We start from the raw sequence: 21,515 nt of genomic DNA on the forward strand, positions 1-21,515 counted from the left end.
ACACTTTTGGACTTCTAATGGGCACTTTTGCGGTTTATGGGCGTTTATCTTTCATTTATGGTGCACTCTTAGTATATTTATGGGCACTTTCAGGTGTTAAATGGGACACTTCTTAACTGTTATGTACCACTGTCATAATTTTAGGTGCGAATCTCCTGTTTAGGTGCGATGATCCCTGATTTAGGTGTCACTTCAACAATTTTAACCGTTCCCAAATCTCTCTATTCACACCATATCTTTTTACCGAGTTTTCACTAAATTCACAATATATTTAATTCATTTTTAGAAAGTTTACAATACCTTTACATTCACTTAATAGAACGTTAAGAAATTAGCCTTATGATGGAGAGTAGATAGAAGTCTATAACTTTTGGAGGTTGTCCATGTTATTTAAAAAAGCGATTGTTTCTCTCGTTATTCCGTTTGCGTTGTTAGCTGGCTGTGGAGGTAATGATTCGGGGCAGGATAGTGGCGATAAGCAGACGATCTCGATTTCAGGGTCTACATCGGTGGGGCCTTTGACAGAGAAGCTGGCGATGAAGTATGAGGAAACAGAATCGGTCAAAATAGAGGTTAACCAGATTGGGTCGTCAGCTGGGATTACCAATGCAACAAATGGTGTTTCGGAAATTGGGATGAGCTCTCGCGATTTAAAGGACGAGGAAGCGGCTCAGTTAGAAGAAATTATTATTGCTTATGATGGGATTGTTATTGTGACGCATCCATCGAATAAGGTGGAGAACTTAACGATGGAACAGGTGAAGCAGATTTTCACTGGTAAGGTGAAGAACTGGAAGGAGCTTGGCGGAGAAGATTTGGAGATTGTGGTTGTTTCGCGTGAGGACGGCTCTGGTTCTCGTGATGCGTTCCAGGAAATTGTCGGCTATTCCTCTGGGGAATTGATTCGAAATGCGATTGTTGCTAGTGGGAACGGTAATATCAAGACAACAGTGGCAACAAATAAGCACGCAGTTGGCTTTATTTCCTTCGAATATATCGATGAAACGATCTACCCGATGAAGATTAATGGCGTAGAGCCGACCGCACAAAACGTGCTGGACGAAAAGTACGGTCTTTCAAGACCATTCTTATTCGTTTATAAGGAAGGCGAGTTAACAGCTGCTGGGCAGCAATTTATCGATTATATTTTAAATCCTGAAGGACAGCAAATAGTTTCGGAGGCAGGAGCTATCCCTATTCTTCAATAAAATCTGTGAAATTACATAATGGGAGGAACTTGCGTGACTACACCACCATTCGAGAAGCAAACCGTTGAAATAGAAAAAGCTAACAAACGCAAGTATTTTCTAGAAGGTTTATCTGCAAAGGTTTTCCTTGCTTGCGCCTTATTATCGGTCATCAGTTTAGCGTTAATAGTAGGTTTTGTATTTTATAAAGGATCCTATCCGTTTATAGCAGAGGGCTATAGCTTTATAGATTTTATTTTCGGCTCGGACTGGGTTCCAAGTGAGGATAAATTCGGTATTTTCCCAATGATCGTGGCTTCTCTATTCGCGACAATTGGTGCATTAATTATTGGAGTTCCAATTGGCTTGTTCACGGCGATTTTCTTAGCAGAGATTGCACCTAAGTGGCTAGCTAAATTAATTTCCCCGGCTATTCAGCTATTAGCTGGTATCCCTTCTGTATTGTACGGGGTATTTGGACTTGCGATTATCGTTCCTTTTTTACAGGACAACTTTGGACTAGCGAGAGGGCAAAGCTTACTGGCTGTCATTCTTGTGTTAGCTATTATGATGCTTCCTACGATTGTTACGGTAGCAGAGACATCGATACGTGCTGTACCTAAGGCATACACAGAGGGCTCTTTAGCGCTTGGTGTATCTCATATCGGGACCATTTTTAAAGTAATTGTTCCTGCTGCAAAGTCTGGGATTATGGCAGCGATCGTCCTTGGATTAGGACGAGCAATCGGTGAGACGATGGCCGTTATATTGGTTGCGGGGAACAGCTTGATCATTCCTACAAGTCTTACAGACAGTGTTCGACCGTTGACTACGAATATTGCTTTAGAGATGGGATATGCGTTTGGAACTCATCAGGAAATGTTATTTGCAACGGGGATCGTTTTATTCTCATTCATTCTCATTTTAAATTTCGTACTAGCTAGAATTACAGCAAGAGGAGGCAACTAATATGAATAGAGTAAAGGATAATATTTTACGTGGCCTCTTGTGGTTTTCTGCTTTTATATCGGTTGCCATTCTCGTTGTAATTGTTGGCTATATTTTTTATAAAGGCTTCCGATTAATCAGCTTTGATTTTATATTCGGTGATTATTCTCCTACTGAGGGAGGCGGCATCTGGCCGATGATCGTCACCACTATTTACTCGATTCTGATTTCGTTGGCTATTGCGACACCAATTGGTATTTTGGCTGCTGTTTATTTACACGAGTATGCAAAGCAAGGTCGACTAGTGAAAATCATTCGCTATGCGACGGAAAGCTTAACAGGGATTCCTTCTATTATTTATGGCTTGTTTGGAGCGGTATTCTTTGTGGCTACGTTAAAGCTTGGTATGTCTATTATCGCGGCATCCCTGACATTAACGATTATCGTTTTACCAGTCATTATCCGAACGACAGAAGAGGCGTTAAAGACGGTACCAAACACGTATCGAGAAGGCTCTCTAGCACTAGGGACGACGAAGCTACAAACGCTTTATAAAATTATTTTGCCAAGTGCGATGCCAGGGATATTGTCAGGTATTATTCTTTCCATCGGACGTATCGTGGGAGAATCGGCGGCTATCTTCTTAACAGCAGGAACAGTTGCGGCGATGCCAGATAGTATTTTCTCTTCAGCACGAACGTTAACAGTACATTCTTACTTAGTTACTCAGGAAACGGGAAATATTGAATTGGCAGCAGCCATTGGTATTGTCCTGATCGTGATCATCTTAGTCCTTAACTTGTCTGCAACTTATATATCGAAGAAATTCAATAAGGCAAATCATTAAACGAAGGAGACCAATATGAAGAAAATACTTTCTAAATCTACCGCTGAAAGCTCTGGTGCAATTACAACTACGGAGCAATCAAAAATTAATGTATATGACCTGAATTTATTCTACGGGGAGAAGCAGGCGTTATATGGTGTTTCCTTAGGTATCCAGGAGAAAGAAGTAACTGCATTAATTGGCCCTTCCGGCTGTGGTAAATCTACGTTTCTACGTACATTAAACCGTATGAATGATTTAATCGATGGAGTGAAAATCACTGGGAGAATTGTGATTGACGAAGAAGATATATATGCAAGTCAGGACGTTATCAAGCTACGCACAAAGGTAGGAATGGTTTTCCAGAAGCCAAACCTGTTCCCGATGAGCATTTTTGATAACGTAGCTTATGGACCACGTATGCAAGGCATTAAAAGCAAGAAGGCTTTAAATGAGATCGTGGAAGAAAGTCTTCGTGGGGCTGCGATTTGGGATGAAGTGAAGGACAGATTAAAAACATCTGCTTTAGGACTTTCCGGTGGACAGCAGCAGCGTGTGTGTATCGCTCGTGCGATTGCCATGAAGCCAGATGTGATTTTAATGGACGAGCCAACTTCCGCACTAGATCCAATTTCCACGCTTAAGGTAGAAGAGCTTATCACGCAAATGAAAAAAGATTACACGATTGTGATTGTGACACATAATATGCAGCAGGCAGCTAGAATCTCTGATAAAACAGCATTTTTCTTAAATGGGGAAGTCATCGAGTACGATCAAACAGACATTATCTTTTCAACACCAAGTGACTCTCGAACAGAAGATTATATTACTGGTCGTTTCGGATAATTAGATGGGAGACGGAAAATGATACGCGAAAACTTTGAAAATAATATGCAGGAGCTAGAAAATAAGCTAGCTGAAATGGTAAGAATTACAGAGGAGCAGCTAGAATGCTCCTATCAAGCATTAGAAACGCAGGACATCGAGCTTGCTTTAAAAACAATTGAAAAAGACAATACGATCGATGACATGGAAAAGGAAATTAACCAAATGGCTATTTGGTTTATCTCCAAGGAGCAGCCACTTGCTCGTGACTTACGCCGAATCATTGGCGTGCTGAAAATATCAAGCGACATCGAGCGCATCGCTGACTTTGCGGTTAACATCTCCAAGGCAACTATTAAAATTGGAGAGCGGCCATCCCTGTTACACATGACAAAGCTTGAGCCGATGAAGACGGTATCCATTACGATGCTACAAAAATCGTTGAAGTCGTTTATAGAGGAAGACATAGCCCTGGCAAAGGAAGTAGCCGACCTGGATGACCTAGTCGATGCGAACAGTAGAGCTAATTACCAAAATCTCATTCAATATTTAAGTGAGCATCCCGAGGACACAGCCCAGCTAGTCCAGCTCCTATTCATCAACCGTTTCTTAGAACGCACAGCCGACCACATCACCAACATAGCAGAAAGTACGGCTTATCTGATTAAAGGTAGGATGTATGATTTTAACTAACATTTAAACCGATAAAAGAAGCTTACCGCTTCCTCTATCGGTTTTTTTGTATCTAATTGCCTGTATAGCTATTATATTGATTGAAAATTATAGATTAAAATACAGGTAAATATATGGAATTTGTCGAAACCATTATTAAGGTGTTTTCTATAAAGCTCACAAGATTTATTCAGGATCGAAAGGAGAATGTTGATTGTCTAATAATAGAGTACAATCTAGTATTCAAAAAGCACTAGAAATGTTAGACTGCTTTACTACAAAAAGTCCGTTATTAACTTTAGAAGATATTATGCAAAAGATACAATTGCCTAAAACTACTGTTTTTAGAACTCTGACACAATTAGAGGATTATGGTTATGTAAAAAAAGAAATTGTAAATGGTAAATCTCACTACTCTTTAGGTTATGCATTCTTAGAGAAAGGACAGCTTGTTAAAAATACGATTGATATACGGACGCTTTCTCGGGAACAGATGGTTTACATTAGAAATGAAACGAACCTCACTGTTCAATTGGCAGTACGTGAAAAGGAAGAGGCAATATATATTGAGCAGTTTGAATCCTGGCGTCCTATACGGCTATATCCTAACGTAGGCAAGAAGGCTCCCCTTTATGTTGCAGCTTGTCCAAGAGTATTGTTAGCGTATATGGACGAGAAGGAACAGGGATATTTACTAGAAAAATTTGAATATAAAAGCATTACCAAAACAACCCCAACTAACCCTCTTCATATTCAGGAACTTTTAAAGGAAATAAGGGAAAATGGTTATAGTATTAGCAAGGGAGAACTATTTGAAGGGACCATCGCAATAGCCGTTCCTATTTTTAACAACTTAACAAATGATGTAATTGCATCATTAAGTGTAATAGGGATAGAATCTGATTTTGATAAGAATCTATCTCGGTATATAGATTTACTTAAAGAAGCAGCTTTTCAAATCGCACAAAAGATAATATAAACGCAATAAAGGGAGAGTCTAAAATGCTAGACTCTCTTTTTATCTGAAAAATTAAAATTTTCTATTTAATTTTAAATGGAAAATGATATAATGGAATTCAAAGTTCACTATATGGAATGGGGGATTGTAATGACGAATAATACCGTACCAGAAATGTCGATTAAAAAAGCAGGGTCAACAGGATTAAAAAGAGGACTTGGTTTTGTGGATCTTTGGAGTGTAGGAGTAGGGGCATTAATAGGCGGAGGCATTTTTACTGTAATAGGACCAGCGGTTTCACAAGCCGGACCTGCTCTGTTTGTAGCTTTTATTATTGCTGGTATTGTTGCTATCCTATCTACAATGAGTTATGCAGAGATGGCATCTATTTGGCCATATCAAGGTGCCTCTTATGCTTACGCAAAATTTGCTTTTGCTCCTATATCAAAAACTTTAGGTAAACTAGTCGCACTTTGGTGTTCCGGACTTTATTTTATTTCTTTTGCTTTTGCTGCAGGTGCAGTTAACTTAGGCTTTGCCGGTTACTTCACTTATATTTTTCCTAATATATCGCCAACCATCGTTGCTCCAATACTCTCTGTTGTCATCACATTACTTCTTCTTGCAGGAATACAAGCTACGGGGAAAATTAATACTGTATTTTCTATAATACAGGTGGTAGCGTTGTTTGCTATCGCAATGATTGCGTTATTTGTAAACCCTGTTGGTCCCTTTGAATATTCTGAGTTTCTACCAAATGGATGGACAGGTGTGTTCGCTGCAACAGCACTAATTGCTTTTGGACAAATGCAGGTAGAAGCTGTCTTAACTTTAGGCGAAGAAGCAAAAAATCCACGTAGAAATCTTCCGCTAGCTCAAATAACTGCTTTGGTTACTGTAGTAATACTTTACATATTGACAGGTTATGGAGTAGTAGCATCAACTTCACCGATTGATTTGGCTTCCTCCTCAGCTCCGTTATCATTGGTAATGGAAAATATTTTACCGGGAATTGGAGCGGTTCTAATTGCTATTGCAGCTTTAACTGCGACAGGAACCTCGACAATTGGTTGCATTTTAGGATCTTCTAGAATGCTCTATTCTGCGGCAAGAGAAAATGCTGTGCCTGCCATTTTTGGTAGAGTAAATAAAAAAACTGGTGCACCTAGCATCGCTATAGTCTTTACAGGAATTATTGCACTAGGAACTACTTTTACGGCTACGATGGGATATGCGGATGCTATTAGTTTGCTTGTGAGTGCTGCTGTTTTTGCTAATTGGTTTATGATGGCTATTATGAATATTGCTTTAATCGTGGTGAGGGTGACAAGACCAGAATTAAAGGCAGGTTTTAGATATCCCTTTAATATTAAAAACATTCCTGTCCTTGCTATCGTTGCTACTATTGGATCTATTTGGATTATTACGTACCTGTCTGCCATCTCTTTAATTATAGGTATTACTTGGGTAATTTTACTCACTCTTTGGTACTACTTATATGCTCATAAGCGCTGGGATTACTTAAGTGAGGAGGATATGAAAGAGATGACCAAAGAGGCTTAAATATTATAAGGGGGTTGGAAAGTAATGAAAAGTATATGGTTACATGAAAACAAATGGAAAGATGTAGAGGAATACTTAAAAGTAAAAAAGACAATTATCGTACCATTTGGGAGTGTAGAGCAACATTCAACCCATTTGCCTATGGGAACAGATTCTTTTGTAGCTGAAAAAGTTGCGGAGGATGCAGGGAGATTAACTAACACACTAGTGGTTCCTCAGTCTTGGTTTGGTTGGGCACCTCATCACATGGCCTATCCAGGAACGATTACATTGCGTCCAGAAACATTGACTGCACTTGTCGAGGATATATGTCAAAGTTTAATTTATCATGGATTCGAAAAAATTATCATTATTAATGGACACAGGGAAGCTAATCTACCTCCCATTAAAATTGCTACTACTAGACTAAGAAACAAGACAGGAGCTTTTCTTCCAATTGTGGATCCATTTTACTTTAACTTTGAAAAAGGTAAAGAACTAAGACTTTCTGCTCCTGGCGGAATTGGACATGCAGAAGAGATGGAAAGTTCTCATATGTTTTATTTATATCCTGAGCTTTGTGATCCAGAAGAAGTAAGAAGTAATATACCTAATAAGCATCGGTATCTTCAACATGACCCGTTTATAGAGGGAGACCGAGTATTGAGCTCTAGTGATGTATTTACTTATAAGGAAGCAACTAATGGTTTTGGTCTAATGGGGGATGCAACCGGTTCATCAAAAGAGACAGGTGAAAAATACCATAATAAATTTTTAGCTAATTTAAAAGAATTGATAGAATACTGCGAAAATGAAGTGCATGTCGAACTAAGAAATAGAGAGATTCCCTTATAGACTCTCTACCTAATAGCATTCTATCGTGTATTTTACTTAGTAAATGAATATCATGACCTATTAAATATAAATATTTTCTATGTATTGATTGGAGCGGCAGGCGGCGACTCCAGTGGGATGAGTGAGACAGATAAGACATCACAACCGCGCGCGTTAGCGACGGGTGATGGCTTATCGCTCACCCCACGGAAAGCGTCCGACTAGAGCGAAAATCAATTTTGCTTTATTTAGAATTTATAAAAAATTTTACTTACATACATAGCAGGTTTTATTACCAAAATGAAGTAACTAAAGAGTTTAACTTTTAGTTGATAAAACTATAGATTGGAATATGATATAATAGTGTAGGCTTTATGTGAGGATATTCACTAAGAGTATAACTTTAAGTGTTTGGATAACATAAGAGCATATAGATTTTGGATATTCCAAAGGAGGAACACGTAAGTGAGTTTAAAATATGCAATTATCGGGTGTGGACGAATCTCTCCTAATCATGTTGCTGCAGCTATAGAAAATAATTTAAATATTGTGGCGTTATGTGATGTGGACGAGAGCAAAATGGATGCAACAATTTCCATGTTCGAGCTTCCAGAAACAGTGAAGAAATATACGGATTACAAGGAAATGCTTCAACAGGAATCTCCTGAGCTAATCGGGATTTGTACGGAAAGCGGAAAGCATGCACAAATCGCTTTAGATTGTATCGAGCATGGCAGCAATCTAATTATCGAGAAGCCAATCGCATTATCTTTAGAGGAAGCAGATCAAATCATTGCTTTAGCTAAAGAGAAAAACGTTAAAGTAAGTGCTTGTCACCAAAACCGCTTTAACAAGTCTGTTCAAAAAATGAGAGAAGCTGTTGAAGAAGGTCGCTTTGGTCGATTACTTCACGGTACTGCTCATATCCGTTGGAACCGTGGGGAAGATTACTATACACAAGCACCATGGCGCGGAACTTGGGAGCAAGATGGCGGTGCGTTGATGAACCAATGTATACATAATATTGACTTGTTACGTTGGATGATGGGCGACGAAATCGTAGAGGTTGTTGGTATGACGGACAATCTAATGCACGGCTTCATCGAGGCGGAAGACCTTGGTATGGCGCTAGTTCGCTTTAAAAATGGCAGCTACGGAATTATCGAAGGTACAACGAATATCTTCCCTAAAAACCTAGAAGAAACACTTTATGTGTTTGGTGAAGAAGGTACCGTTAAAATCGGTGGTAAGTCTGTTAACATCATTGAAGAGTGGATGTTCGCTGATGACAAAGATAACTCAGAAGAAGTAAAAGCTAAATATTACGAAAATCCACCATCTGTTTATGGATTTGGACACAACCCACTATATACAGATGTGATCGAAGCGATTAAAAATGACAGAGATCCTTATGTAACAGCAGTGGACGGTAGAAATGCACTTGAGCTAGTATTAGCTATTTATAAATCAGCTGCAGAAGGTAAAAGTGTTAAACTTCCATTGGAAAAATGTAGCACAATGGACTTTGCAGGAAGATTTTCAAAATAAATATATTTTAGCAGCCGGAGTTTCACTTCGGTTGCTTTTTTTAATTAAAAATAGAATAAAATACCTTTTTCTTACTGAAACATTTATAATAGAGTTACTATTGTTTAGAAAGAAAGAAGGAGATCACTTGTCTTCAATTAATGAACAACTTTACAATTATTTGATTGAAAATTCTCCACATATTTCCCAGCAGTGGCTAGTGGAAAAAAGAAATTTTACTGATCCTTTTTATTCAAATAATCCTAACCCTTCAATAGATGAACTGTTGAAGGAACAGAATGCATTGACGATTAGGACAGTTGCCACTTCCTTATTGGATGAGAAAACATTTTCCGAGCTATTAGAGACATGGGCTGAAACAGTCGCAAAAAATAGAGTAGAAAATAATATAGCAATTCATAATGTGATCGAGGCACTTAACAAGACGAGAGAGATTATTTGGAGCTATGTAGAACGTTTTGTTCAAGGTCAAGCAGGAGATATTACAACTAAAGATGTTTTAAAGTGGAGCGCCATTTATAATCAATCCTTTGACCGATTAATCTTTGAATTCTCTAAACGCTATTATTATCTGTTTACGACTCGGCTTAATGCTCAACAAATGCTAATACGTGAATTGAGCAGTCCTATCATACCTATACTAGAAAAGGTTGGTGTCTTGCCAATCGTTGGGGACGTGGATACATATCGCGCAAAATCTCTAAGTGATGAGATTCCACAAAAGTGTATAGAGCTTGGGTTAGACAAGCTGTTTATTGATATTTCCGGAGTTTCTATAATAGATACAATGGTTGCCAATGAGCTGTATAAGTTTATGGAGGTTTTAAGCTTACTAGGAATTCGTCCATATATTTCGGGTATTCGCCCAGAGGTGGCACATACCTCTGTCCAGCTAGGACTAGACTTCGGTAAGATTTCTACATTCAGTTCGTTAAAGCAAGCCTTGCTTCGGACAGGCGTTTATAAAAATATGTAATGTTTAATAGCAGCTGGAGCTATAGCTTTAGTTGCTTTTTTGATAAGAAAAGCTTTAAAGGTGAGGTTATATGTCGAAAATTTGGTCGTATTTAGCAGTGGTTTTATGGATGGGGTTAATCTTCTTTTTCTCCAGTCAGCCAGCTGATGATTCAAAGGAATTAAGTACAGGGGTAACAGAGGTAATTTTATCAGTGGTAGAAGCTGTTGCTCCGGAGTCGGATTTATTTGTTGATCATTTACATCATTTCGTACGAAAGAATGCACATTTTCTTATTTATTTTGTATTGGGAATATTGGTTGTCCGAGCGTTCCGGTTAAGTGAGATTCAAGGTAAGAAAAGTATCGTATTTGCTTTAGCTATTTGCATTGTTTATGCGATTAGTGATGAGCTTCATCAGCTGTTTGTCCCTGGTCGGGGAGCGCAGGTGAAGGATGTATTGATCGATAGTACTGGCGCATTTGTTGGAATCATAATATATAGTTGGCTAAAGGGTTTGCGGAGGAGTTCAAAAGCATAGATTTGGGGGTGGCTTTTATTTCACAGGGAAAAATTGATATTCAGAGATACATAGATTCTCCAGAAGAAATCCAGCGACTATATAAAAGAACATTGTGGATAGTCGTTTTGTCACAGGTTTTTGGAGGAGCAGGATTGGCAGCTGGAATAACAGTCGGGGCTTTGATTGCTCAGGATATGCTAGGGACAGATAGCTATGCAGGTATACCTACTGCCCTGTTCACGTTAGGGTCAGCAGGAGCGGCGTTAATGGTTGGTAGGATGTCACAGCGTTATGGTAGGAGGTACGGCTTGTCCGGCGGATTTATCGTCGGTGGTATTGGTGCCATTGGGGTAGTTGCTGCTGCTATGACTGACAGTATTATCTTACTGTTTGCCTCCTTGTTAATATATGGTGCAGGATCAGCGACAAACTTGCAGGCAAGATATGCCGGGACAGATTTAGCCACTGCCAAGCAGCGTGGTACGGCTATTAGTATTGCGATGGTATCGACCACATTAGGGGCGTTTGCGGGTCCAAATTTAGTAGGGGTTATGGGAAGGTTTGCTGAGTCTATCGGGGTTCCATCTCTTGCTGGGCCATTTATATTGGCGGCAGCTGCCTATTTATTGGCTGGAACAATTCTTTGGGTTTTATTGCGACCAGATCCGTTAGTGATATCGACTGCTATTAATAAGCAGGTGGAACAGGATACTTCAAGTGTGGAAGAGGAAGTAGAGGATAGGAGAGGTATTTTCATCGGGGCTGCCGTTATGGTCATCACTCAGGTCGTGATGGTTTCCATTATGACAATGACTCCCGTGCACATGAGGAATCATGGACATGACTTGAACGCAGTCGGACTTGTCATTGGCTTTCATGTGGCTGCGATGTATTTACCCTCACTTGTTACTGGAATATTAGTCGATCGTTTTGGTCGAGTGGCGATTGCGGTAGCTTCTGGATTTACACTGCTGGCTGCAGGGTTAGTGGCGGCATTTGCACCAGGTGACTCTTTAGGAATGCTTATTGTGGCGCTTGCTTTACTTGGGCTAGGCTGGAATTTCGGTTTGATCAGCAGTACTGCTTTGATTGTAGATTCTACCGTACCTACTACTCGGGCAAAGAGACAAGGGTCGATTGACGTATGGGTGGCGCTCGCTGGTGTTTCGGGTGGCGGCTTGTCGGGTGTGATTGCGGCTCAAACTAGCTATATGACACTTTCGTTAGTGGCCGGGATTTTATCGTTCATACTCATAGTTGGCTTGTGTAAGGTTCCAGGTAGAGCTTGGAAATTTTCGTGGAAGAGTTAAAATATGAAGGGCTGTTTTGTTAGGTGTTTTTGTGCCTGACAGACAGCTTTTTTTGTGTGTTGTGTGTCCCTGTGTCAGACACAATTCTCTACAGTTGTGTGTCCCTGTGTCAGAAGTAATTCATCAACTAAACTCACGAAACTTGCATATGAAAATAACATTTTAGTTGTATATTCTATTTAAAGTTTCCCTTTATAACTAAATGTTTTTAGTGAAGATTTGTAACCGAGGAACGCTACGAATCGCAAATTACTTCAGCCATCTAACTAGTCTATATATGTAAATTAGAGTATTACAAATATTTAATATTTTCCTAATTGTATTTAATGATTCGCCATGTTATGGTAATAATTGACATTAATATTAGTTCTAAATTTGCTAATTAATGTCAGGATATTAAGGCGTTATATATTAAAAATATGGAGGGAAATCATGAACAACAAGATGAAGAAATCTGTCATGGCAGCAGTACTCACAACTTCTCTGCTAGTTTCAAGCAATACAGGTTATGCTAATAGTTCACTTCAATCGATGGTGGATCAGGCAAGAAAAGACATGAAGGAGGCTGCATATGCTTATGTAGTTCCTGCTCAGAACGGTCAGGTTGCTACTAGCGCAGAATTATATCCGGCATTAAATTTGGCGAAGAAGAACTATCAAAAGGCAAGAAGTGCTATACAAAAATCGAACGCTTCAAACAAGAATGCTATGTTGAGAGATTTAGATGCTTTATACGAGGAGCGTGTTACTAAGGGGATCATACCTTATATTGATGCTTATAATTACGCGGACAAGTATTTAAATCCTATAATGGCTGATATGAAAAAGGCAGAGAGTGCAAAGGATTGGGAAAAGGTTGAATCACTTTATCACAAGCTTTCTGTTCAGCTAAAAAATAGAACCGTTATCCTATACCGTTTTTCTGGTAAAGCAGCTAGAGATCTATTACTAGATCAATATAAGGAGCCTGCAAATCAAAAACGCGATCAGTTAATGATACCTGTCACTATTTATATGAAAGTGAAGGAAGCGGATAAGCTACTTGCAGCAGGTAAAAAGGCAGAAGCCATTAAGATATTAGAATCTATTAAACCATTAGTTATTCGTTTACCTTCTCCTAGCGCTTTACCTATGGTGAAGGAGCTTATCGACAAGGTGACGGAGGTATCTAAAAAAGCAGGAATGGATATTATTATTCCGACACCAATGCCTACACCTGTTCCAACACCACCTTCTATACCAAACCCACCACCATCACCAGGTAACGGCGGCGGCGGAGGTACTCCCGATACAAATTTCAAATTATCTATCATGCATACAAACGATACACATGCTCAATTAGATAATGTGGCAAAGCGCGTGACAGCTGTAAAAGATTTTCGTAAGGAAAAGCCATCAGCCCTTCTAATTGACGCTGGAGATGTATTCTCTGGAACTTTATATTTTAATGAATTTCAAGGACAAGCTGATTTGGAATTTATGAACCTGATGAAGTATGATGTCATGACCCTTGGGAATCATGAGTTTGACTTAGGCTCGAGCTCGGAAGGGCATAAAGCTTTAGCAGAATTTATCAAGAAATCTAAATTCCCTATTGTAAGCTCCAATGTCGACTTTTCGGAGGACGTAGATCTTCAAGGATTATTTAATGTTAAAGTAACAAGCAGTGCGAAAGACGGTCAAATATACAGCGGAATTATCAAAGTAGTAAATGGCCAAAAAATTGGATTGTTTGGTTTAACGACACAGGAAACAAAAGATATATCTAGTCCTGAAAAAGTAGCTTTTACAGATTATATTAAAGCTGCAGAGACAATGGTAGCAGAGTTTAAAAAGCAAGGCGTCAACAAGGTTATTGCTGTCACTCATCTAGGGTATGACGATAATCCTGCATATGACAACGACTTAGAGCTAGCTGCTAGAGTTTCTGGAATTGATATTATAGTTGGGGGACATAGCCATACCAAACTAGAGGCTCCAGTAGTGGTTAATAAAGACAAAAACGGTAAAGCAAAGGATCCTACGGTCATTGTACAAGCCTATCAGTATAGTGAGTTTTTAGGTACTTTGGATGTCGAGTTTGATAAGAACGGAAAAGTTGTAAAGAATGCTGGAAAGCTAATCAGTGTAAATGAAAAAACTGAAGATGCAGAAGCAAAAAAAATGTTAGAAAAATACTCAAATAAAATTAAAGAAATAAAAGAGATGGAAACGGGAGCAACTGCTGTTAAAGCGTTAGAAAATCCACGGTCTACTGCAGATAACCCAGCAAGTGTTCGAAGCAATGAAACTCCACTTGGTAATTTAATAACAGATGGCATGTTAAATAAGGCAAGAGTGTATAACAAAGATGTAATTATGGCATTCCAAAATGGAGGAGGTATCCGAGCTGCTATTAATCAGGGACCGATCACAGTCGGAGAGGTTATTTCCGTGCTTCCATTTGGTAACACCTTAGCAACTATGAAGCTTTCAGGTGCAGAGATAAAAGCTGCATTTGAGATTAGCTTTAAAGAGTCTCCAAAGGAAAATGGTGGTTTCCTTCATGTATCAGGAGCAAAGGTTGTCTATGATTCTACCAAACCAGTTGGGCAACGAGTAGTTTCTATTCAATATAAGGATGCTGCAGGTAAGTATGTTCCACTAGAAAACGAACAAGAGTATATGATTGCGACAAACGCGTTCACCGCTAAGGGTGGAGACGGCTACGATGTTCTTAAAAAAGCGTATGAACAAGGCAGAGTAACTGATTTAGGTCTCTCTGATTGGGAAAACCTACGAGAGCATATCGCAGCGCTTAAAACTGTAGATCCTCAAGTAGAAGGACGAATTGTGAATGTTGCTGGCCAAGGTGACACTGAAATTCCTGGCGGAAATATCCCTGCTGATGACTTCTCAGGAACTAAAGAGGAGCCTAAAGTATATAAAGGCGATGTAACCGTATCATTATCAGATATAAGTAAGCTTGAACATGCAGTAATAAAAGGAAATCTAACATTAGTTGGTAGCCCATCAGGAAGTGTATCCTTCTTCAATATTACAGTTGAGGGCGATGCAGACTTTTCAGAGTTAGATAGTGATAGCTACACCTTAGACGGAATAACGGTCTTAGGAAATATCATTCTATAGCTTTTATTAATACTAAAATCCCTAACTAAAAGGAGAAATATAGAGATGATAAAAAGGAACTGGAAAAAGCATTTAAATGTGCTTTTGTCTGCAACACTTATGGCTGGACTAGTTTTACCAGCGTTACCTTCTAAGGCAGTTGCGGCTACTAATGCCACGGATTTAATCATATCGGAATATGTGGAGGGAAATGCCAATAACAAGGCAATCGAGCTCTATAATGGGACTGGCTCTGACTTAGATCTTTCTAATTATTCGTTAGAGCTTTATGCGAATGGTAAAACAGCTGGCCCAGCTACTTTAAAATTGACCGGTAGTTTGGCTAACGGTAAAACTTACGTAATTTATCATAATCAAGCGAATGCAGCCCTTAAAGACAAAGGGGATTTGCAAAATGGTACTGTGACTGCCTTTAACGGAGACGATGTTCTTCTGTTAAAAAAATCTACGGAGGTTGTCGATTCCTTTGGTCAACTAGGAAGCACAACAAAATGGGGAGAAAATGTCACGCTAGTGAAGAAGGCGTCTATTCTTTCGGGAGATTCAAATCCTAATGATGTATATGATGCCACTGTTCAATGGGACTCGTATCCAATAGACACTTTCGACTATTTAGGCACTCATACAATGGGTGGAACAGCTCCTGGGGAACCTGATCCAGAAGAGCCAGAGGAACCAACATATATTACAGTTGCTGAAGCTCGATCAGGAAAAATAGGAGACACAGTAACTATTAAGGCAATCGTAACTGCTAACCTGAAAAACAGCATTTCTGTACAGGATGGGACGGCGGGGATTGCGGTTCGACCTTCTAGTCTTTCAGCAACGGTTGGCGATGAAGTCATTGTAACAGGTAAGCTAGCGGAATACCGAGGGCTTTTACAATTGGACAATGCTACTCTTGTTAAAAAGCAAGAACAGGTAGGTGCTCCAGCTCCTAAGGTTGTAACAGGGGCAGAAGTGAATGAAGCGAATGAATCACTTCTAGTTCAAGCTAAGGACATTACAATCACTGCAGACAACACTAATAACAACTTTACGGCTACTGACGGAACAACGAGCTTTATTGTGCGAGATGAAAATGGCACATTGAATTTAAAGGTTGGTAATGTCTATGAATCTATTACAGGAATCGTCCAACAATTTGATAATGACTATCAAATTATTCCGCGATTTGCGTCAGATATCGTAGAGGATAGCACGATTTTACAGCCGGTAGTTGCTACTCCTGGAAGCGGGACATATGTAGGGGGGACTACGGTCACTCTTTCTACTACGACATCTGGTGCTGAAATTTATTACACAATAGATGGTACAAACCCTACTGTGGAAAGCACAAAATACACGTCTCCATTCGATATTCAAACGAATACAACAGTTAAGGCGATAGCGGTGACGGCTGATGGAATTTCTGAAATAAAAACCTTTGAATACATCATTACAGACAGTCTACAAATCCACGATATACAAGGAGAAGGACATAATACACCTTTTGCAGATAAAACGGTGGAAGGAATCCAAGGGATTGTCACTTATTCATTTGTTCTAAACGGGGCAACTTACTATACGATTCAAACTCCAGATGAGTTTGTTGATGACAATTCCAATACTTCAGAAGCAATCCTACTATACAGCGGAACTAAGGCTTGGCCAGTTAAAGTTGGAGATTTAGTAGAGGTTACTGGGAAAGTTAGTGAGTATGCATATGATGGATATTCCGATGCTAACCAAACAGACTTGAAAACAACTCAAATTAATGTACGAAATGACCAGGGTGGAAAAGTTACTGTAGTGAAGAGCAATGTATCTTTACCAAAGCCAATTATCATCGATGAGTCAAAGATGAATTTACAAGCAATAGATAGCGATAATTTACAAGTCTTTAATCCAACTATCGATGCAATTGATTTTTGGGAAAGTATAGAAGGCATGCGCGTACAGGTTGGTAACGTTAAGGCGGTATCACCTCAGGAGCATGGAGATTTAATCACTGTTTTAGAAAATGCACCAACCAACTCACTTCACGGAGGATTGCTTTTTGAGGAAGGTAATCAAAATCCGAATCGTATTCAATTCCGATTGGAGCCAAATGGGGCAGCACGAAACTTCGAGGTTGCTACAGGTGACAAGTTTACGGGTCCAATTGTTGGAGTCGTAGGTTACTCTTATCAAAACTTTAAAATTTATGTTTCTCTAAATGAAATGCAAGCAACACACACAAAAGGTACTGCTTCTCCAGAGAAAACTACAATTGTAAAAGCAGAGGATAAACTGACAATTGCTTCCTACAATTTAGAGAATTTCTCTAACAACAAATCGTCTACTTCAGATGACAAAGCTAGAAAGCTAGCTAGAGCCATCGCTAACGATATGCAAAGTCCCGATATCGTTGGAGTAACAGAGGTTCAAGATAATAATGGAGAATCTACAGGAGATTCTAAAGCAAACCAAAGCTACGAGCGCTTGATAACAGCGATTAAGGCTGCTGGTGGTGTGGATTATGAGTATGTAAATATCGATCCTGTTAACAATGCAGATGGTGGAGCACCTAATGCTAATATTCGTGTTGGGTTTCTTTACAACCCAGAGCGTGTATCGTTAACACAAGGGATGCCAGTAGGTGGAGCTACCACTAAAGTTGGCTACGAAAATGGTAAGCTAACGCATAATCCAGGTCGTATTGACCCAACCAATAGTGCATTTAATAGCAGTCGTAAGCCTTTGGCAGCTCAATTTGACTTCCAAGGTGAGAATGTAATCGTAATTGCGAATCACTGGAATTCTAAATCTGGAGATACTCCTTTGTTTGGAGCTATTCAGCCACCAGTTTATACAAGTGAAGCGCAGCGTCATCAGATTGCAAACATAGTTTATGGATTTATAAAAGATGTTCACACGAAAAATCCAGAAGCTAATATCGTTTCATTAGGAGACTTTAACGACTATCAATTCTCCCAATCGTTAAAAATCCATGAAGGTCAATTAATGAAGAATATGATCAACAAAGTGGAAGCTTCGGATAGATACACATATTTATACCAAGGAAATTCACAAGTATTAGATCATATTTTAGTTACGAATAACCTAGCCAACAAAACTAAAATTGATGTACTTCATATCAATGCTGACTTCACAGATATGGCAGGACGTGCTTCTGACCATGATCCTGTGATGGTTCAAATTGATCTGCTTGCAGAGGATGAAGTTACACCAATAGTCGCAGAAAAGCACTATAACCTGAAAAATATTCAATCAAACAGAGTAACTATTACTAAACCAAGCGTTTCCATCGAATTGGATGCTCAATCTGAAATAACAGAAGGTATATTCTTTACCGGTGCTTACGCAGAATTTAAAGGAGAAGCCTTTGCAGAGCATGCTGTTACCCTTGTCCCGGCAAAGGATGGAGCAATCACAGACTTCAAAGGTACAAACGTGCTTAAGGTCATTGTAGATGGTACAAATATTAAGGAAATAAGAGGCGCTGAAAATATTCAAGAATTTGATTTTATTAACGGCGCAACAAGAGATTCTATCAAGATTACCAATTCAAAAGGGGAACCCATTGTGGTTCCTTCCTTACCTGGAGAAAACCGAGCACCAATCGCTTCCACTATACCTGCTATGAACCTGAAGGTAGGACAATCAAAGTCCATTAATTTGATGGATTACTTCTCTGATCCAGATGAGGATGAGCTGACGTTTACTTCCACATTAGGAACGATCAAAGGGTCAGTATTAACTGTTGATCTGGAAGCGGGTACGTACATTGTAGGAGTTACTGGATCAGACGGTGAGAAAGAAGTAACTACGCAATTCAGTGTAGTTGTCTCAGCAGCAGGCTCGCCGACAGATAATTATTATAAGGATGCTCTTGGTAAAGAAGGTGCTGCGCTAAAAGCTGCCCTTCATGAAATTATCGATGACCATACCGAATTATCTTATAGTCAAGTATGGGATGCATTGAAAGAAACGGATGAGGACCCGAAAAATAAAAATAATGTGATCTTGTTTTATTCCGGGAAATCCCGCTCTAAAACTGCCAACGGAGGAAATGTAGGACAGTGGAACCGCGAGCATACGTGGGCTAAGTCTCATGGAGATTTTGGTACAAGTAAAGGTCCTGGAACAGACATCCATCACCTCCGTCCCACGGACGTTCAAGTGAATAGTGCTAGAGGGAACCTAGACTTTGATAATGGCGGGTCGCCAGTTAGCGGCTGTGATGGCTGCTATAAGACGAAAAATTCCTTTGAGCCACCAGATAGAGTAAAGGGTGACGTTGCTCGTATTCTTTTTTATATGGCTACACGGTATGAAGCAGGAGATCGAGTAGATTTAGAGCTAAATGAAAAACTAAACAATGGCTCAGCTCCTTTTCATGGCAAGCTTTCTGTTTTACTAGAGTGGCATGAACAAGATCCTGTAGACGAATTTGAACTTAACCGAAACAATGTTATCCAGGAATGGCAAGGGAATCGCAATCCATTTATCGATCATCCTGAATGGGTGGAGTTAATATGGGGAGAAGCAGGTTCTTTAGCTCTTCCGAAAGCTTCATAAGCCATATTAAAAGACTGGACCCCTTCAAACAGGGGGTCCAGTCTTTTAGTTACTGGAAATTTTCGCACATCAATGAATTTGCATGGGTAGTTCGAGTTGGCCAAGTTTAACATCTGATTTTAGGTGGTTGACGACAATCACTGCTTAGATTACGACAATCCCAAAACCGGCTCACCGGTCAAAGCACTTTTACAACAATTAGTATCCGGATTACTACAATCAAGCTCAGGTTTACGACAATCGCCCCGAAGATTACGACAATCCCTAAAACTGCTCACCGGTCAAAGCGACTTTTACGACAATGAGCACCTGGATTACTACAATCAAGCTCAAGTTTACGATAATCGCCCCGAAGATTACGACAATCCCAAAACCGCTCACCGGTCAAAGTTATGTTTACGACAATGAGCTCCCGGATTACTACAATCAAGCTCAAGTTTACGACAATAGCCCCGAAGATTACGACAATCCTAAAACTGCTCACCGGTCTAAATTATATTTACGACAATGAGAGCCGGGATTACTACAATCAAGCTCAAGTTTACGACAATCGCCCCGAAGATTACGACAATCCCAAAACCGCTCACTGGTCAAAGCTAACTTCACAACAATCCACCCTATCCTACAATTAAAAAACCTGGACCCCTATAAAGGAGGTCCAGGTTTTTATTATTTACGTTTTGTTAAGCGACCAGCTAGGAATGCAGCTGCTGCTAGTCCAATAACGGTGTTTGTTTTTTTATTGAATACTTGTTTGGTGACAAGTGCTAAGTTTTGTGGGCGTTCTGCTAGACGGCGCATGAAATATCCATACCAGTCACTACCAAAAGGTACATATGTACAGAAGTTGTATCCTTCTTTTGCTAGTTGAAGCTGCATGTCCTTGCGGAAGCCGTAAAGCATTTGGAATTCGAATTTATCGTTAGGGATATCATTGATTTTAACAAATTGCTTCACATGATCAATCACGTTATGGTCGTGTGTCGCAATGGAGGTGAACTTGCCGTTTAGCAAATGATACTCGATCAATTGGATAAACTTGCGATCAATCTCTGCTTTATCCTGATATGCGATGTTAGCTGGCTCTTTATAAGCACCTTTAACGATTCTTAAACGATAGTTTTTATATTTCTCAATATTTTCAACTGATTCATGGAAGTAGGCTTGAATTACTGTGCCGATGTTGTCGTGCTGTTCACTTAGTTCCTCCATTAGCTCAAAGGAAGGATACAAACGGCCATAGTCTTCCATATCGAAGTTAACGAAAATATCGTATTCATCCGCCAAGGCAACGATTTCTTTTAGATTTTCATAACAAAAATCGCGATCTATATCTAGTCCTAGCTGTGAAGGTTTTAAAGAGATATGTGCATCCACACCATGTTCATGTATTGCTGTAATAACCTCTAAGATTTGCTTCTTAGCAGCAGTAGCCTCTGATTTTTCGAACACGAACTCACCTAAATTATCAACCGTACAGGAGATTCCCTGTTGGTTTAGTTCTTTAATGCTCTCAATCGTTTCTTGAATATTAGTTCCTGCAACAACACTTTGTGCACCCATTTTTAAACCATATTTTTGAGCTGCACTGTTGAGTGTACGGTTTTCAGATAAAGCGATAAAAAAGTCACGTAATGCCATCTAATATCTCTCCCTCATGTTCATCAATCAATTTCTCAAGCATTATAACATATA

15 protein-coding genes are annotated in these 21,515 nt (G+C 39.5%); 14 read left to right on the forward strand and 1 reads right to left on the reverse strand.

The genetic code is table 11. From position 1 onward, the window contains the following. The first annotated feature begins 383 nt into the window (after positions 1-383). From Q0371_RS09125 to Q0371_RS09190, 14 genes are all read left to right on the forward strand, one after another. On the forward strand, positions 384-1,208 hold the full coding sequence (locus Q0371_RS09125) for a phosphate ABC transporter substrate-binding protein (protein ID WP_298470500.1): 825 nt from the start codon (positions 384-386) through the stop codon (positions 1,206-1,208). A 33-nt stretch (positions 1,209-1,241) separates the two neighbouring features. Further along, positions 1,242-2,156, forward strand: a complete 915-nt coding sequence (gene pstC / locus Q0371_RS09130) for a phosphate ABC transporter permease subunit PstC (protein ID WP_251552639.1) — start codon at positions 1,242-1,244, stop codon at positions 2,154-2,156. A gap of 1 nt (position 2,157) precedes the next feature. Further along, positions 2,158-2,982, forward strand: coding sequence for a phosphate ABC transporter permease PstA (gene pstA, locus Q0371_RS09135; RefSeq protein ID WP_169361325.1), 825 nt, complete (start codon positions 2,158-2,160; stop codon positions 2,980-2,982). Between the two features lie 15 nt (positions 2,983-2,997). Next, a complete protein-coding gene (gene pstB / locus Q0371_RS09140) occupies positions 2,998-3,807 on the forward strand; it encodes a phosphate ABC transporter ATP-binding protein PstB (protein WP_251552640.1) in 810 nt (269 codons plus the stop codon). An 18-nt stretch (positions 3,808-3,825) separates the two neighbouring features. Then, positions 3,826-4,479 (forward strand): phosphate signaling complex protein PhoU, encoded by a 654-nt coding sequence (phoU, locus tag Q0371_RS09145; protein WP_298470502.1) that lies wholly within the window; start codon positions 3,826-3,828, stop codon positions 4,477-4,479. Between the two features lie 193 nt (positions 4,480-4,672). After that, positions 4,673-5,437, forward strand: coding sequence for an IclR family transcriptional regulator (locus Q0371_RS09150; RefSeq protein WP_298470504.1), 765 nt, complete (start codon positions 4,673-4,675; stop codon positions 5,435-5,437). Between the two features lie 129 nt (positions 5,438-5,566). Then, positions 5,567-6,979 carry an APC family permease gene (locus Q0371_RS09155; protein WP_298470506.1) on the forward strand — a complete coding sequence of 471 codons (1,413 nt, stop codon included), beginning with the start codon at positions 5,567-5,569 and terminating at the stop codon, positions 6,977-6,979. 24 nt (positions 6,980-7,003) lie between these two features. Then, positions 7,004-7,813, forward strand: a complete 810-nt coding sequence (locus tag Q0371_RS09160) for a creatininase family protein (protein ID WP_298470508.1) — start codon at positions 7,004-7,006, stop codon at positions 7,811-7,813. 444 nt (positions 7,814-8,257) lie between these two features. Continuing rightward, entirely contained in the window at positions 8,258-9,340 is a 1,083-nt protein-coding gene (locus Q0371_RS09165; RefSeq protein ID WP_298470510.1) for a Gfo/Idh/MocA family oxidoreductase, read from the forward strand. Between the two features lie 127 nt (positions 9,341-9,467). After that, entirely contained in the window at positions 9,468-10,316 is an 849-nt protein-coding gene (locus Q0371_RS09170) for an STAS domain-containing protein (RefSeq protein ID WP_251552645.1), read from the forward strand. A gap of 70 nt (positions 10,317-10,386) precedes the next feature. Beyond that, positions 10,387-10,836: a VanZ family protein gene (locus Q0371_RS09175; RefSeq protein WP_298470512.1), complete on the forward strand. Its 450-nt coding sequence runs from the start codon at positions 10,387-10,389 to the stop codon at positions 10,834-10,836. After that, a complete protein-coding gene (locus tag Q0371_RS09180; RefSeq protein ID WP_298470550.1) occupies positions 10,833-12,128 on the forward strand; it encodes an MFS transporter in 1,296 nt (431 codons plus the stop codon). Before Q0371_RS09175 ends, Q0371_RS09180 begins: the two co-directional genes overlap by 4 nt. Before the next feature lie 432 nt (positions 12,129-12,560). Further along, positions 12,561-15,257, forward strand: a complete 2,697-nt coding sequence (locus Q0371_RS09185; protein WP_298470514.1) for a 5'-nucleotidase C-terminal domain-containing protein — start codon at positions 12,561-12,563, stop codon at positions 15,255-15,257. A gap of 45 nt (positions 15,258-15,302) precedes the next feature. Further along, positions 15,303-19,820 (forward strand): endonuclease, encoded by a 4,518-nt coding sequence (locus tag Q0371_RS09190; protein WP_298470516.1) that lies wholly within the window; start codon positions 15,303-15,305, stop codon positions 19,818-19,820. A 669-nt stretch (positions 19,821-20,489) separates the two neighbouring features. Here Q0371_RS09190 and Q0371_RS09195 read toward each other — a convergent pair. Then, positions 20,490-21,461, reverse strand: coding sequence for a proline dehydrogenase family protein (locus tag Q0371_RS09195; protein ID WP_251552649.1), 972 nt, complete (start codon positions 21,459-21,461; stop codon positions 20,490-20,492). Between the last annotated feature and the right edge of the window lie 54 nt (positions 21,462-21,515).

The sequence above is a fragment of the uncultured Psychrobacillus sp. genome (assembly GCF_938022135.1).
Lineage (GTDB): Bacteria > Bacillota > Bacilli > Bacillales_A > Planococcaceae > Psychrobacillus.